The organism is Chryseobacterium indologenes, assembly GCF_018362995.1.
Taxonomy (GTDB): domain Bacteria; phylum Bacteroidota; class Bacteroidia; order Flavobacteriales; family Weeksellaceae; genus Chryseobacterium; species Chryseobacterium indologenes_G.
Genome location: NZ_CP074372.1, coordinates 410,236 through 425,902 on the forward strand (window position 1 = coordinate 410,236; position 15,667 = coordinate 425,902).

The following is a 15,667-nucleotide window of genomic DNA, read 5'->3' on the forward strand; positions in this document are numbered from 1 at the left end:
ATGATAGATTTTTTATACTATACATTTTTATATCAATATCAAATAGGCAATACTGAACTAAGTTATACTAAAATCAAAAGAGTCTTGTCTAATAGTGTATCAGACTTCCAGAGTGCTGACAAAAATATTTCGGCATTTTATGAACTGCTTAAATATGGTTTAATAGATGTTTATGAGAAAGATAAATACAGTCTTACCCAATCGTGTATTTTCTCAAATACCAGATCTAATTACAGTTTAGGAATCAACATTCCCGAATCTGTTATAGAAAATTTCAAAAACTATAAAATAACCTCTCGTTTAGGGTTGACTATTTTCTATAATCTTCCTTTAGACGAAATTAATACAGAATTGATTCACATTGTTTTTGATTTTAAATCATACACGAATAATTATAGTAGTGTTAATAAGGCAATTAAAAATTGGAAAGCTATAAAAAAGGAAGAAATAGGACAATATATTTCTTTAGAATATTATGATTTTCAGTTTAATAAATGGATTAAGACGCAAACCATAGAGGGGGAATATTCACTATTCAAAAAGTATACTGTAAATGATTACTTTTATTCATACCTTTTTAAATATGGCAATAATTTTTTTGATATTTCTATTGGAGAAACGGAAAAGATTAGAATGCTAACTATAGGCAACCCTGATAGTAAATTTATTCAGTATAAGCCAAGTAGTAAAGAAGTTGTCTTGATCTCATATTTTAATTATCCAAACTTCTTATACAAGACGTTTTTTATTACTCATATTTTAAATACAGGAACTTTTCCTTCAGAAAATAAGTTTACAGTTGATCAAAATGACTTTTTACATATTATTAAAAAGTTAAAATTAAATTACGAGATGTTATGAAAGAAAATTTATTTAATATTTGGAATGACTTAAGAATAACCTATCAAAAGTATATTGACACGAGTTTATTCTTTAGTAATAAAAAGTTAGAGGATGAACGCAATAGTTTGTTAAGTATTGAAGATACTATTACAAAATATCCGATTATTGAATTTACGCCTAAATATAAAGAATATGATACCATTGAAAATATTTGTAAAGAACTTTATTTAGATCCTTCTTTTGCTGTATTTGCAGAAAAAGGATTATTTCCCAATTACAATGGGATTGAAAGTAAACTTTATACACATCAGTATGAATCTTTAAAGACAGCTGTTGTTGATAGGAAAAATTTGATTGTAACAACCGGTACCGGTTCTGGTAAAACAGAGTGTTTCTTATTCCCTCTTCTATATGATATTCTAAATGAAAAGATAAAGAATAAAAACACTAATAAAGTTCACAAATCTGCTATTAGAGGTTTGATATTATACCCATTAAACGCTCTGGCCGAGGATCAAATGAGAAGACTTAGAAGAACGTTATCTTCGGAAGAGGTTGTGAACTGGTTTGATAAATACCTAGACAAGAATTATATTTCTTTTGCAAGATATACAGGTGCAACCCCTACTACAGGTGATAGGAATAATTCCAAAACTAAATCGAAAAATGAAAAAGCTTTAAAAGATTTGGACAAAGAATGGGAATCACTTAAGAATCTCATGGAAGAAGATGCTTCAATATCAACTGATTACTTGTTGGATATCCCAAACAGAAATTACACGGATATTGAACTTTGTGATAGATGGTCAATTCAGGATTTTCCTCCAGATATTTTTATTACCAATTATAGTATGCTAAATATTATTCTCATGAGAAATGAGGAGCAGAACATTTTTGAGCAAACCAAACAATGGCTACAAGAATCACCGGACAATATTTTTCATTTGGTAATAGATGAGCTGCACTCTTATAGAGGGACAAGCGGTACAGAAGTAGCTTATTTATTAAGATTATTACTAAATAGATTAGGATTAAATCCAAATTCCAGACAATTGCAATTTCTTTGTTCAAGTGCTTCTATGCAGAACACACCTAGAGTAAAGAAATTTATTGCTGGATTCTTCGGAATTGAGGAAAATGAAGTAGAAAAAAGATTTACTATTGTTAAAGACAATAAGAAAAATAAATTTCAAGAGAAATTAGAAGACTTAGTTGCTAAGGATTTTTTTCACTTAGATAATCTGGATACTGATGTAATTCAAAATATTTTTACAGATAATAAATTATTAGAAAGATTACAATTTCTAATAAGTAAACCAGAAGAGGCAGACAAGGTTTCAATTGATTTATTTCCTAATGACACTTTAAAAGATGCACTCATTGCATTTGAACAAATTTTAGCTGCTCTTACCATTTTGAAGGATAAGAACAATAATACCCTTCAGCCAATAAGGGCGCATTTATTCTTTAGAAATGTAGATGGGCTTTGGGCATGTTCGAATCCAAATTGTTCTGAAATTGACCAGAAGTTTCTTTTTATAGGTCGTAATATAGGCAAATTATACAAGCGTCCTCAATCAAAGTGTGTTTGTGGTTCTACAGTCTTAGAGTTATTAAACTGTCGTCAATGTGGTGAGATATTTCTGAATTCCTGGGTTAATAAACAAGATTTTAATGAAGATTTTAAATACAAATTGTTGCAAGATCCTTCTCTTGATAAAGATAGTTTTGTAAATCGTGTAATCTATAATAATACAGAGAAGAAAATAAAGTTTAAAGATTTGGAAGGTGAAAAAGATCTTGAAGATTGGAAACCGGTAAATATAGATTTTAAAGATAATTGCTGGTCATATTCTAGGGCTGATTTCAATGCTTTAGTTTTTAGGGGAGGTCCTTCCTATAAAGGCAAATACCCTAACTCTTGTGTATGTTGTGGTGTTACAGTTAGAGAAGATAAGGTGGATGAAAATACATTAACTCCCATACATAGGCACTATACAGGTGTGCAAAAGATTAATCAGCTAATGGCAGATGGTTTGATGAGAGCTTTAGCAAAGAAGAATCCTAATAATGCGAAATTAGTTTTATTCTCTGATAGCCGGCAAGCAGCAGCGAAATTGGCAGCCGGCATCGAATTAGATCATTATAAAGATATTGTTAGGTCATTACTATTAAAGAACCTGGAGAATGAATCCCATTATTATAAATTATTATTAGATTTTCTAAAAGAGAATATTTCTAAAGAGGATAAGGCTATGCTTCGCAAAAAAGCACGTGCAGATTCTGCTATTGGTGATATTTATGAAGCTATTGAAGAATTGCATGATAATCCGAATAAGAATCAGGAAGAAATCTTATCAAAACAAATCACACTGAAAGCAAGAAACGGGATTGCTACCTCTTCTTTAGTTGAAAAAATTGCTTATGCATTATTGCAAAAAGGGATTAATCCTGGTGGTCCAAAAGATTCTCTAATGACTGATTCTAATAAAAATCCATGGCATGAGCAAGCAGATTTTACGGCTAACTATTTTAAAGAATTTCAAGATAAATCACTTTTCGAAAAAATAAAAAAATCGTTAAGTGATGAAATTATTTTAAGTTTATTAGCAGGAAGCCGTAGATCCTTTGAATCTCTAAATATAGGTTATGTCAAACCTCAATTTATATCTCACAAAGAATATGATGATAAATTTATAATAAACTGTATCAAATTATTAGGTGAATCTTATAGATTAGAGTCAGCACAATCTATTTCTAGATTTACTTCTATGCCACAAAAAGTATGGAAATATGCGAGAGCTTGTCTTAATTTTAATGGTTATACAAGTACATTTAAAAGTGATTTTTTAGAATTACTAAACGATAATAAGCTGAATAGAGATGACAAATTTGTCTTAACAAGTAAAAATCTGAACTTTGTATTGAATGATGGTAATTTAAGCTCCTTTATTTGTAATACTTGTAGTAATATCCAGCTTGTGAATTTTGCTAATATCTGTACCAATTGTTGCAACGGAACATTGGTGGAAGCCAATGAGAATACACTAAACCAAATTCTAAAACAAAATTACTATCTACACTTAGCAAAGGATCAGCAGCATGAAGACAGACGTCTGCATTGTGAAGAATTATCTGGGCAAACAGATACAGGGGATGGTAGAAAACGTCAAAGGTTATTTCAAGGCCGTCTTTTTAAATCCGAAAATAAATTAGTAGAAGAAATTGATTTACTGAGTGTAACAACGACAATGGAAGCTGGAGTTGACATAGGCTCACTTACTGCTGTGATGATGGGTAATGTCCCCCCGCAAAGATTTAATTATCAGCAAAGAGTCGGTAGAGCAGGAAGACGCGGAAGTCCTATCTCTATTGCTTTAACCATAGCGAAAGGTAATTCACATGATCAAACACATTACAATGAATCTCATCGAATGGTTTCAGCAACGCCTTCTGATCCTTATTTAGAAATGAACAGAGAACAAATTCTTCTTAGGTTTATTAATAAAGAAGTACTTCATCATGCCTTTAAAGAACTTGATGTAAAATCCTCTAATGTTCATGGGAACTTTGGAAAAGATTGGGATTGGAAGAACAATAAACCAAGAATAAAAGTATTTATTATAGATAATAAAGCTAAAATAATTAATATTATTAATTTCTATAAGAAAGGTTCAAATATTACATTTTCTGCCGATGAAATATATAACGATTTTATTATGAATCTTACAGATAAAATTGATGAAATATGTACTTTGAGGGTTGATTTTCCACAAGAAGATCTTAGTGAGAAATTAGCTAATGCAGGCATTTTACCAATGTTTGGTTTTCCAACACAAGTACGTTCACTCTACGAAAAAACACCATCAAAACTGCCCACGGAAAATGTTGTTTCACGTAGTTTATCAATGTCTATTTCTGAATTTGCTCCAGGCAGTGAAATTGTTAAAGATAAAAGGATATTAAAGAGTGTTGGCGTTGTTTCCTATGTAACTAAATTTGGCAAAGTTGTTGAAGATGATTTTGAAAATTCATTGCGAATAGGCATTAATAGATGTGTGGAGTGTAAAACAATATTTTCGATTAAGCCCTCTTCTGGCAATTGTACACAATGTGGAAATTATTTGCAAGAATTAAAAGCAATTTCGCCAAATGGATACTGTGTAGATGAAGAATTACAATCGAAAGATTTTGATGGACGTTTTGAGTTTAGTGCTAGAGCTGGAGATGTTTCACTTGATCCCAATTCAAATCTAAACTCTCAAAAGCCAATTAGTAATATTTTAGTTTCATCAAATACAATCCCTGACGAAGGCATTGTACATCAACTGAATGATAATAATGGTGATTTATTTAAATTAGGAAATATTAGAAATTCAAAAAAATGGGTTGTTAAAGACTTACTGCATGATACTAAAACGTATGTTGATAATGAAGACTTTTATGCATTAATTTCAACTCAAAAAACGGGTGTTTTAGCCTTGAAACTATTAGAAACATCTGTACAGCTCGACCTTATTCCACCAAACATTTATCAGAAAGCAATTTTTTTAGCTTGGGGATATTTGATTCGCAAGTCAATTTGTGACGAACTTGATATTGAAAATTCAGAATTTAGCATTGGTTATCGTATTTCGCCTGACACAAAGTCGCATGAAATTTATCTTGTAGAAACTGCCGACAATGGAGCTGGTTATACTAATTATTTAAATGGTCAGCAAGATATTGAAATAAGTAGAAAAGTTTTTATAGATAATTTAATTAAAAATGGCAGAATTTATTCTGCTTTACTAAAAGATTCTCATAGTAATGATTGTTTCACATCGTGTTATGATTGCTTGCGTGATTATTATAATCAGAAACATCACTCAATGCTAAATTGGAGATTTGCTTTGGATTTGGCGCAGCTTAGTAGTGATAAAAATGCCGAAATGAGCTTTAATCAAGAATATTGGGAGAGTTTTTTCAGGGATTATTTGTCAAGATTAATTAGTAATAAATACGATGGACAATTGATACAAAATCAAAACATCTATTCTATCAAACACAAAAATGCTGAATACACACTTATACAGCACCCTTTCTGGAGTGAAATGTATGTCTCATCATTATTACTAAAATATAAATATAATAACTCGATTCAATTAATGGATATTTAAGTTTTAATTTTGGTTGATAATATTATAAAATATTGAAAACTTGAATATTATTATTTATTCTATTGCTTTATTGAGGATAATTTATTAACATAAGCAGGAAATTTAAGTTCAATATTTCATTCAAAATCATTTACTCTAAATATAAAAATGCTGCAGCAATAATTTACAACAACATTCTGCTTTGGCTCAAAAACTAAGCAACTCAACACCAAACCTGCGTAAAAATTGAGCAGAATATTTAAATGCGTGCTCAAAATTTAAACAACCATATCTCTGAAGTTTATCCAGGAAAGTAAAGCAGCTCATATCCCTGCGTAAAAATTGCGCCACTTTTTTAAAAACTGGCTCAAAAATGTTACCACAAAACGCTTACCTGGCTCAAAAAGTAAGCCTGTCATCCCTAACCCTGCACAGAATTTGAGCAACCTTGAATTCATTGCTTTTCCGTTTTTTTTCTTTTCAGAAGCAATTAATTCAACTAATTAATAATCAATTAAATAAGATTTTTTTCAGAGCTCTGAAAAAATGAGCAGCATTACTTTGCAAGATGTGTCTTTGTATATACAAACTTTTCAAGTTTTATATCCAAGACTCTCTTGCCTTTTTTGCAAAAAGGGGAAAAGACTTCGGAACTCGTCTTTTTTTCTTTGTAAACCATCTAGTAGATTCCAATTTATTCTTTTTTAATCTCCAAAAGATTCCTGTATCATCCAGATTGTTCTTATTTAGCCCACGCTCCTCTAACACTATTGTTTTCAATGTTTTAATGCTACAAATTTGTAAAAGAAAACTAAGTTGAAAATAAAAATGAAGTAGTTATGATCGTAAACCTAATCACCAAAGAAGACCTTCAGGAATTTAGAACCGAATTGCTGGAAGACATACAAAACCTATTTCAAATCAAGATTTTCCAGCAGAAATTATGGCTGCGTTCGTCAGAGGTCAAAGCACTTCTGAAAATCTCCTCCGGAACATTGCAGAAGCTACGCATCAATGGAACTTTATCTTACACCCGTGTCGGTGGGACACTATATTACAATTACAAAGACATTGAAGAAATGCTGAAAAATAAGCAATGATATTTCGAAGCACCGAAACTAAATTATGAATTATATTAAACATCTTACAGCTTTCTATGAAAAGGTGGCTCAGGATCATACGCTTAATCCATCACACATCAGCCTCTATTTAGCCTTATTCCAGTTCTGGAATTTCAGCCGTTTCCGAAATCCGGTCAGTATTTCACGCGATGAGGTGATGCGCATCAGTAAAATCCGCTCAAAAGCCACCTATCATAAATGCCTGAAGAATCTCCATTCTTCGGGCTATATTGATTATCAGCCGTCTTATAATCCGTTTCAGGGAAGTCAGGTGGTGATGTTGGATTTTGATGGGGAGTTGAAGGCTGGTGTTAAACAGCAAGATAGGAAAAAGTAATTTTTTCTTAAAATCCCCAACGAATAAATTGAATAAGTATTTTTAATCAATTCCTAAATAAACTTACGTAAGGATCTTAGTATATGATATTGATGAAGGATAATGGAAATAATGTTAAATTTGTAAATATGCATCAATTATCATCCACTCTTTTCAAATCCATTAAGCATTTGATTGAAAATGCTAAGAATAGTATCGTCCGCAATATTAACACTACTATGTTGTTAACTTATTTTGAAATAGGTAGAATAATTGTTGAGGACGAACAAAATGGCAGAGATAGAGCCGAATACGCTAAGGAGATACTTAAAAAACTCAGTAAACAATTAACGAAAGAATTTGGAAGAGGATATTCTATTTCAAATCTGGAATATTTCAGAAAATTTTATTTAACATTTCAAGACAGAATTCCCCAATCGATGACTGGGGAATTTAGAAAATCCCAATCACTGATTGGGATTTCTTCAGAAAATTTATATGATGAAATACCATCTCGTAATTTACCATTTACACTATCGTGGACTCACTATATACAATTACTTAAAATTGAGAATGAAGACGAAAGAAACTTTTATGAAATAGAAGCTTCTCAAAACAATTGGAGCGTAAGAGAATTGACCAGACAATATAATTCTGCAATTTATGAAAGATTAGCTCTTAGCAGGGATAAAGAAGGTGTGAAACAATTAGCTCAAAAAGGGCAAATTATAGAAAAGCCCACCGACGTTCTAAAAAGTCATTATGTTTTGGAATTTCTGGATTTGAAAGAAGATAGTCGCTATTCCGAAAGTGATTTGGAGACAGAAATCATCAATAAGCTGGAACATTTTATGTTAGAATTGGGTAAAGGTTTCCTTTTTGAAGGCAGGCAACGGCGATTTACTTTTGACGGTGACAGCTTTTTTGTGGATTTGGTTTTCTATAATCGGTTGCTAAAATGTTTTGTTCTATTAGATTTAAAAATTGGAAAACTAACCCACCAAGATATTGGACAGATGCAGATGTATGTAAATTATTATGATAGAAAGATAAGAACGAAGGATGAAAATCCTACAATAGGAATCATTCTCTGTAAAGAGGAGAACAAAACAGTGATAGAATTTACACTTCCGGAAAACAATAAGACCATTTTTGCGAAAGAATACAAAGCTATTCTTCCAAGTAAAGAAGAATTAAAAAAACAAATTGGATAACCATCAATAAAAACTAAACCCGTGTCACAAAAAATATTAACTCCTCATAAATCTCTAAATAAATCCTTTCTGAAACTTAAACCAAACAGAAAAGATATTGAAAATTTCAAACGCAACTTTATAACACTTTTCGATAGGATTAACGAAAAAGAATCTGAAGAATTTCAAAAAAACCTCATCATAGACTTCCTAAAAAAAAATAGTTTTGATGCAGATTTCTATATAAATACAAAAGGAAAAAATGATTTAGTTATACATACTGATAAAACAGCTGCTAGTCCTGTAGGGGTCATTATTGAAACCAAGAGCATTAGCAATTCTGCGGAAATGGTGAGTGCTAAAAAACTAAACACTAAAGCACTTCAGGAATTGTTATTATATTTTCTTAGGGAGAGAATTACACATAAAAACTTGGAGGTTAAGCATCTTATTGTAACCAATCTATATGAGTGGTTCATTTTTGATGCGTATCAATTCGAATATTTTTTTGCGAAAAACAAAAAATTAGTTAAGCAATTTGAGGATTTTGAAACGAAAAGACTTTCAGGAATATCAACAGATATATTCTATAAAGAAATTGCAAAGCCATTTTTAGATGAGGTAGCTAGTCAATTAGAGTTTACCTATTTCAATTTAAAAGATTACGTATCTATTGTAAAGAACCATTCTCAAAGGGATGACAACAAGCTGATTGCTATTTTTAAAATATTTAGTCCGGCTCATCTCCTAAAACTTCCATTCATCAATGACAGTAATACTTTAGATAAGAGTTTTTATAATGAATTGTTACATATTATCGGATTAACAGAGACAAAAGAAGCTGGAAAAAGATTAATTGAGCGTAATAAGTCTGGACAAAGAAATTTAGGTTCTTTATTAGAAGATACCATTATACAATTGGATTCTTTAGATAAGGTAAATCGTATCAATAAGCCATTCTTGTATGGAGATTCATATGAAGAAAGACTTTTCAACATTGCACTTGAACTCAATATTACCTGGATTAACCGGGTTTTATTCCTAAAGTTAATGGAGGGACAGCTCGTAAATTATCACAGAGGCGACAAAGCATTTCTTTTCTTAAATTTTAACAAGATAAGACAGTACGACGATCTCAATACTTTATTCTTTCAGGTTCTAGCTAGAAAGTATGAGGACAGAAATGAAGATGTTAAGAAAGCATATGAAAAGGTCCCTTACTTGAATAGTTCGCTTTTTGAACCTACCGAATTAGAGCATTCGACTTTATTTATTAGTAACTTAAAGGACGAAAAGAAAATACCCATCCTTCCTACAACAGTTCTGAAAGATACAACAGGTAAAAAAAGAAGTGGAGAACTTAACACTTTAGAATATTTATTTGAATTTTTAGATTCTTATGATTTTGCAAGTGAAGGGACAGCAGATATTTTAGATGAAAATAAGACCTTGATTAATGCTTCTGTCTTAGGGTTGATTTTTGAGAAGATTAACGGTTATAAAGATGGTAGTTTTTATACTCCGGGCTTTATCACAATGTATATGTGTAAAGAAACGTTACGCAAAGCAGTTTTACAAAAATTCAATGAGATAAAGAATTGGGATTGTAATTCAATTGTGGATTTACATAACAAAATAAACGATATAAAAGAGGCAAATGACATTGTTAATTCTTTACGCGTTTGCGATCCTGCGGTTGGTTCGGGTCACTTTTTGGTATCTGCTCTTAATGAATTAATAGCGATTAAAAATGATCTTGGAATCCTGGTAGATAAATTTGGGAAGAGATTAAAAGATTATAATATCGAAGTACAGAATGACGAATTAATAATTACAGACGAAAATGGAGAACTTTTCGAGTATAATCCTAAAATTAAAGAAAGCCAAAGAATTCAGGAGACTTTATTTCACGAAAAACAGACCATTATAGAAAACTGTTTGTTCGGTGTAGACATAAATCCCAATTCTGTAAAAATATGTCGTCTTCGTCTTTGGATTGAATTGCTGAAGAATGCTTATTATAAATCAGAGAACGAATTGGAAACACTTCCTAATATTGATATTAATATTAAGAATGGCAATTCATTAATTAACCGTTTTGGATTGGATAGTAACTTGTCATCTGCTCTGAAAAAAACAGGAATTTCCATAGAAAAATATAAAGAAGCTGTTGATCTTTACCGTAATGCAGAAAGTAAAGCTCAAAAATGGGAATTAGAACAACTTATTAACAATATCAAAACAGGATTCAGGACAGAAATTAGCAAGAACAGCAAAGAAATCAAATCTCTTAATCTATTGAGAGGAGAATATTATACGAAGTATCAAAGTGAGCAACTTTTTGAAACTGCTTTAACAAAAGCTCAACAGAAAGATAAGAAAACTCTGGAAGCTAAAATCAAAAAAATTGAAGATTTTATTGAAGAGATTAAGAACAATAAGATCTATGAAAATGCTTTTGAGTGGCGTTTTGAATTTCCGGAAGTATTGGATAACGAAGGAAATTTTATTGGTTTTGATGCTATCATAGGGAATCCCCCATACATTCAACTACAAAAAATGGGAGCTGAAAGTGATGCGCTTCAGCAAATGGAATATGAAACTTTTGCTAAAACTGGGGATATTTATAGTTTATTTTATGAGTTAGGATATGATATTCTTAAACCTAAAGGAATATTAACCTTTATTACTTCCAATAAATGGATGAGAGCTGCCTATGGCGAGAGTCTGCGTAAATTTTTTGCAGAGAAAACAAATCCTGAAATTTTAATTGACTTCTCAGGAAATCAGATATTTGATACAGCAACAGTAGATACTAATATTTTGACATTTACTAGGGATAAAAATAGACAACAAACAGAAGCCTGTATTGTTAAAGAAAAGCTGTTAATTAATTTGAGCGATTATTTTAGACAGAATTCTTCATTGTCGTCATTTTCAAATTCTGAAAGTTGGGTAATTCTCTCTCTAATCGAACAGCAGATAAAGAAAAAAATTGAGAAGATTGGCACACCGTTGAAAGATTGGAACATAAGGATAAATTACGGAATCAAAACAGGATTTAATGATGCCTTTATTATAGACGGAGCTAAACGAAAAGAACTTATTAATCAGGATCCTAAAAGTGAAGAAATTATACGACCCTTATTAAGAGGGCGTGATATTAAGCGATACTCATACGAATTCGCTGATTTATATCTTATTACGACATTTCCAAGTTTGAAAATAGATATTGAACTGTATCCCGTTGTAAAACAGCATCTTATGTCCTTCGGATATGATAGGCTAAAACAGACTGGAGATAAAGGTGCTCGTAAAAAGACTAATAATCAATGGTTTGAAACACAAGATTCGATAAGTTATTGGAGGATTTTTCTATACAAAAAATTATGTATCCTAATATGACAAAATTTTTACCTTTTTATCTCGACGATAAAGGATTTATGCAAAATGATAAATCCTTTATGATTACAGGAAAGCATCTTTCTTACTTGACTGCATTTTTGAACTCGTCACTCTTCAAATATTGTTTTATTGATAACTTTCCTGAATTACAAGGAGGGACACGTGAATTAAGGAAAATATTCTTAGATAAAATTCCTGTATTGGAAATTGATAATGATTTAAACTCTAAATTTGAAATAATAGTTAGCAAAATTCAGGCAAACATAGATTTCTCTAATATTAACCAACTTCTATTACAATTAGATAAAATGATTTTTGACCTATATGAATTATCCGAGGAAGAGAGAACTGCAATAGGTTTTATTGAGATTCAATAAAACTGATTTCTTCATCATTTAACTCAAATAAATTGTACATCCTTTGATTCACTAAATTTTCCAAATAATCAGTGTTGATATTTTTGGACTTCTGAGTTTGAATTTCTTTTGCTAAATTAGTAAATAATTCCTCTGTTGTTGGGTCAATCCGCATCGGAACTCTTAGCTGCTCAATATATATTTTAATCCATCTTGTCGTGCCAACACCAGATGTTGCTGCAAGCTTAGTAAAATACCATTTGCAGACATTTGAATTTAAATATGATACTAAATACTCTAATCTTTCACCGCTTATAAAAAAGATAGTATTATTTAATAAATAATTGTTTTTATCTAAACAAAAATTTGGATTGTTAGTTAATTCGATCCAGACTATTTTCGGTCTATAAAAATCCTCCATATAAGCACAGTTTCTTAGATTATATGGAGTATCTCCTTTATCAGTTCTTTTCGACAATTGAGGATAATATAAATCTAAATGCTTTTTTACAATAGGGTAATCATTTATATCTATTGCCTTTACGCCCTTCTCTTTGATTCCATTATGAGTATTAATCAGCCATAAATCAGTTGCTTCATAAGCATATCTTTTTATATCTCTGCCACGTAAAATAGGTCGTATGATTTCGGCAGATTTTGGATCTTCTGCAATAAGCTCATCTTTCTTTTTTTTATCTATAATAAAGGCCTCATTATACCCAGTCAAAATTCCTCTGTAGATATTAATATCCCACTCTTTAAGAGGTGTTCCTACAGCTTCAATTTTAGCTTTTATCCGTTGTTCGATATCACTTAATATCACCCAGGAGTCACTACTGGAAAAATTTGCTTTTACTGAATTCTGTCTAAAATAATCGCTCATATAGATGTTATTTTAATAGTCTATGTTTATTTTAGACAGTTATAATATATTTTATACCATTATTGTATAAAATTTTAAACAAAAGAAATGATTTACGGATACATCAGAGTAAGCACAGACAAACAAACAGTAGAAAATCAAAGATTTGAAATCAATCATTTTTGTGACAAGCAACAAATTGTGGTAAACAAATGGATTGAAGAAACTATTTCAGGGGCAAAGAATGTTGATGAGAGAAAATTAGGAAAACTTTTAAAAAAAATGAAAAAAGGAGATGTTTTAATTTGCTCAGAATTATCCAGGCTTGGAAGAAATCTTCTGATGATTATGGGCGTACTTAATGAATGTATGAATCGTGATATTCAAGTTTGGACCATTAAAGACAATTATCGCTTAGGAAGTGATATTAATTCTAAAGTGTTGGCATTTGCATTTGGTTTATCAGCCGAAATTGAAAGAAACCTTATATCCCAAAGAACTAAAGAAGCATTAGCTCGAAAAAGAGCAGAAGGTGTAATTTTAGGCCGTCCTGTGGGTAGTAAATCTTCTAAAACAAAATTAACTGGTCAGGAAAAGAAGATTCAAGAATTGATTGAAAAGAAAGTTTCATATTCTGCAATAGGTAGGATTTTAGGTGTACATAGATTAACCGTTTCTAGTTTTGTAAAAGAACGAATGAACTAATTAAAACTACAAATTAAAATAAAAAACAGAAACCAAAAATAATTCGCTTCCCAGTCAAACAGCTAAATTCTGTCAAGGTCAAGTCCACGGATTTTCAGAAAAACTTTTTACGTATAAAAATCTACGCAAAAACTTTTTCCAAAAAACCTTGACAGAACGCAACGCTCATTTTCAAAAAGCTTTCTTTTTTTTTTCGGTTTTTTCTTCGTTTTCTTTTAGAAATATTTCAACTGAGAAATTTCAATCGTAAAGAGAAGGACTAAATTCCTGATTTAAACTCTAAAAAAACTTGTACAAATTTTTGTCTTTCTAATTGCAGATTTGAACAAAAATTTTTAGTTTTACTACGTAAAATTTAAATTAGGATTTTACCACTTTTTTGCCAATGTCCTATTTAAGGCCATTCACAGAGATGCTACAGCGAAATCTTATCCATAAAGCGATGAGAAATGGGTACAAAATCCCTCACTCTCCGCAATTATTCAAACAAAATAATACAAAAAGCTGTAAAATATTTACAGCTTTTTTTTGTGCTTTGTTGATATATAGAATCTTTAAAATAATTCTTAATCTTATGGCAGAATCTTGGAAGTTTGAAAGGTTTACCGGTACAAAGGAAGATTCTAAATCCTTTAAATCAATATTTACAAATTGAAAGTAACTTCCATATTTTTTATATAAGAAATAAAAATTTAATTCTTTAGTTTATCAACAACCTGAAAAAATTAATTGATTAATTTTACGAATAGATGTAATGCTGTTTTATTTGGATCTTTAGGCTGAAGCTTATCCATATTTAACAAAGCCAGCGATTCTAAGTTAATACTTTATAAACCTTAATTTACTATGGAAGATAATAAACTAAATTTCAGGAAAGTAAAGATTCAGGCTTTTACAAAAGTATTGTTATTTTATGTCTGCGCTATAATAATACTGATTTCAGCATCAGAATTAACAAAAGAATTATCAAAACCAAAAGGTGATTTACTGTGTGTTTTGATAGCAATGCTGGCAACATTTTTTCTTACAGTTTTATTTGTAAAATGGGATAAGATTACACTCTCCGAAATTGGAGTAAGTCCAGGTAGATTAACGCTCAAAATGCTTTTTTATGGATTTATAATAGGCTTGTTATTGGCAATCCTCCAGGCTTTAATTGTTATGGCTTTTGGGCATCTGAAATTAATAATGACTCCTAACTTCAATTGGGGAACAATTATTTTTTATCTATTCTTTTATGTGCTTATAGCAGTTCGGGAAGAATTGGTTTTCCGATCTTACTTACTGAGAACATTAGACTATAATTTTAAAGCAGTATTCGCATTATCTGTAATGATTACACTGTTTATTTCTGAACACATTTTATCCGGTATGAGTTGGAAAATGTCAATCATTGGTTCCGGTTTAGGAGGCTTGTTATTTGGAATTGCTGCATTAAAAACAAAAGGAATTGCTTTGCCCATAGCTATTCATGCATCATGGAATTTTGGACAATGGGTAACGGGTTTTAAAAATCAATCCGGTATCTGGAATGCAGTTGTTGATAAAGGATATGAAATTCAGACAGAAAATATAGGATTAGCGGCTTTTGTCTTGGTAATGGTTTCGGCTGTGTGCATTTTATCTTCCAGAAGAATAACTATTTAAATGGATAAGGAAGAATCAAGAACTGGTTAATTCAAAATTAATTCAAAATTAATTCAAAATTGAGTTTCATTTTTGTTCTTT

At 30.7% G+C, this 15,667-nt stretch carries 10 protein-coding genes; 9 read left to right on the forward strand and 1 reads right to left on the reverse strand.

What is annotated here, in order from left to right; genetic code table 11:
- The 7 genes from DYR29_RS01690 (at nucleotide 1) to DYR29_RS01720 (ending at nucleotide 12,393) form a co-directional block, all read left to right on the forward strand.
- Nucleotides 1-861 (forward strand): hypothetical protein, encoded by an 861-nt coding sequence (locus DYR29_RS01690; protein WP_213278959.1) that lies wholly within the window; start codon nucleotides 1-3, stop codon nucleotides 859-861.
- The gene (locus DYR29_RS01695; RefSeq protein WP_213278961.1) at nucleotides 858-6,002 is read left to right on the forward strand and encodes a DEAD/DEAH box helicase; all 5,145 of its coding nucleotides are present in this window, start codon (nucleotides 858-860) and stop codon (nucleotides 6,000-6,002) included. Before DYR29_RS01690 ends, DYR29_RS01695 begins: the two co-directional genes overlap by 4 nt.
- 818 nt (nucleotides 6,003-6,820) lie before the next feature.
- Nucleotides 6,821-7,081, forward strand: a complete 261-nt coding sequence (locus tag DYR29_RS01700) for a helix-turn-helix domain-containing protein (protein WP_213278963.1) — start codon at nucleotides 6,821-6,823, stop codon at nucleotides 7,079-7,081.
- 25 nt (nucleotides 7,082-7,106) lie between these two features.
- A complete protein-coding gene (locus DYR29_RS01705; protein ID WP_213278965.1) occupies nucleotides 7,107-7,439 on the forward strand; it encodes a hypothetical protein in 333 nt (110 codons plus the stop codon).
- A 128-nt stretch (nucleotides 7,440-7,567) separates the two neighbouring features.
- On the forward strand, nucleotides 7,568-8,632 hold the full coding sequence (locus DYR29_RS01710) for a PDDEXK nuclease domain-containing protein (RefSeq protein WP_213278967.1): 1,065 nt from the start codon (nucleotides 7,568-7,570) through the stop codon (nucleotides 8,630-8,632).
- Nucleotides 8,633-8,653: 21 nt separating this feature from the next.
- Nucleotides 8,654-12,016, forward strand: a complete 3,363-nt coding sequence (locus DYR29_RS01715; protein ID WP_249413587.1) for a DUF7149 domain-containing protein — start codon at nucleotides 8,654-8,656, stop codon at nucleotides 12,014-12,016.
- Complete coding sequence (locus DYR29_RS01720) at nucleotides 12,013-12,393, forward strand: hypothetical protein (protein ID WP_213278970.1); 381 nt, start codon at nucleotides 12,013-12,015, stop codon at nucleotides 12,391-12,393. The genes DYR29_RS01715 and DYR29_RS01720 overlap by 4 nt, the downstream gene beginning before the upstream one ends.
- Here DYR29_RS01720 and DYR29_RS01725 read toward each other — a convergent pair.
- Nucleotides 12,377-13,255, reverse strand: a complete 879-nt coding sequence (locus DYR29_RS01725) for a TaqI-like C-terminal specificity domain-containing protein (RefSeq protein WP_213278972.1) — start codon at nucleotides 13,253-13,255, stop codon at nucleotides 12,377-12,379. The two genes, DYR29_RS01720 and DYR29_RS01725, sit on opposite strands and share 17 nt — an antisense overlap.
- An 87-nt stretch (nucleotides 13,256-13,342) precedes the next feature.
- Here DYR29_RS01725 and DYR29_RS01730 point away from each other — a divergent pair, with 87 nt between their 5' ends.
- Complete coding sequence (locus tag DYR29_RS01730; RefSeq protein ID WP_027378531.1) at nucleotides 13,343-13,939, forward strand: master DNA invertase Mpi family serine-type recombinase; 597 nt, start codon at nucleotides 13,343-13,345, stop codon at nucleotides 13,937-13,939.
- Nucleotides 13,940-14,785: 846 nt separating this feature from the next.
- The gene (locus DYR29_RS01735; protein WP_213278974.1) at nucleotides 14,786-15,586 is read left to right on the forward strand and encodes a CPBP family intramembrane glutamic endopeptidase; all 801 of its coding nucleotides are present in this window, start codon (nucleotides 14,786-14,788) and stop codon (nucleotides 15,584-15,586) included.
- The last annotated feature ends 81 nt before the right edge of the window (nucleotides 15,587-15,667 follow it).

Excerpts from the sequence above, each read along its gene's own strand:
- DYR29_RS01690 (WP_213278959.1), top strand. The coding sequence starts at position 1 with ATGATAGATTTTTTATACTATACATTTTTATATCAATATCAAATAGGC.
- DYR29_RS01695 (WP_213278961.1), top strand. The coding sequence starts at position 858 with ATGAAAGAAAATTTATTTAATATTTGGAATGACTTAAGAATAACCTAT.
- DYR29_RS01700 (WP_213278963.1), top strand. The coding sequence starts at position 6,821 with ATGATCGTAAACCTAATCACCAAAGAAGACCTTCAGGAATTTAGAACC.
- DYR29_RS01705 (WP_213278965.1), top strand. The coding sequence starts at position 7,107 with ATGAATTATATTAAACATCTTACAGCTTTCTATGAAAAGGTGGCTCAG.
- DYR29_RS01710 (WP_213278967.1), top strand. The coding sequence starts at position 7,568 with ATGCATCAATTATCATCCACTCTTTTCAAATCCATTAAGCATTTGATT.
- DYR29_RS01720 (WP_213278970.1), top strand. The coding sequence starts at position 12,013 with ATGACAAAATTTTTACCTTTTTATCTCGACGATAAAGGATTTATGCAA.
- DYR29_RS01725 (WP_213278972.1), bottom strand. The coding sequence starts at position 13,255 with ATGAGCGATTATTTTAGACAGAATTCAGTAAAAGCAAATTTTTCCAGT.
- DYR29_RS01730 (WP_027378531.1), top strand. The coding sequence starts at position 13,343 with ATGATTTACGGATACATCAGAGTAAGCACAGACAAACAAACAGTAGAA.
- DYR29_RS01735 (WP_213278974.1), top strand. The coding sequence starts at position 14,786 with ATGGAAGATAATAAACTAAATTTCAGGAAAGTAAAGATTCAGGCTTTT.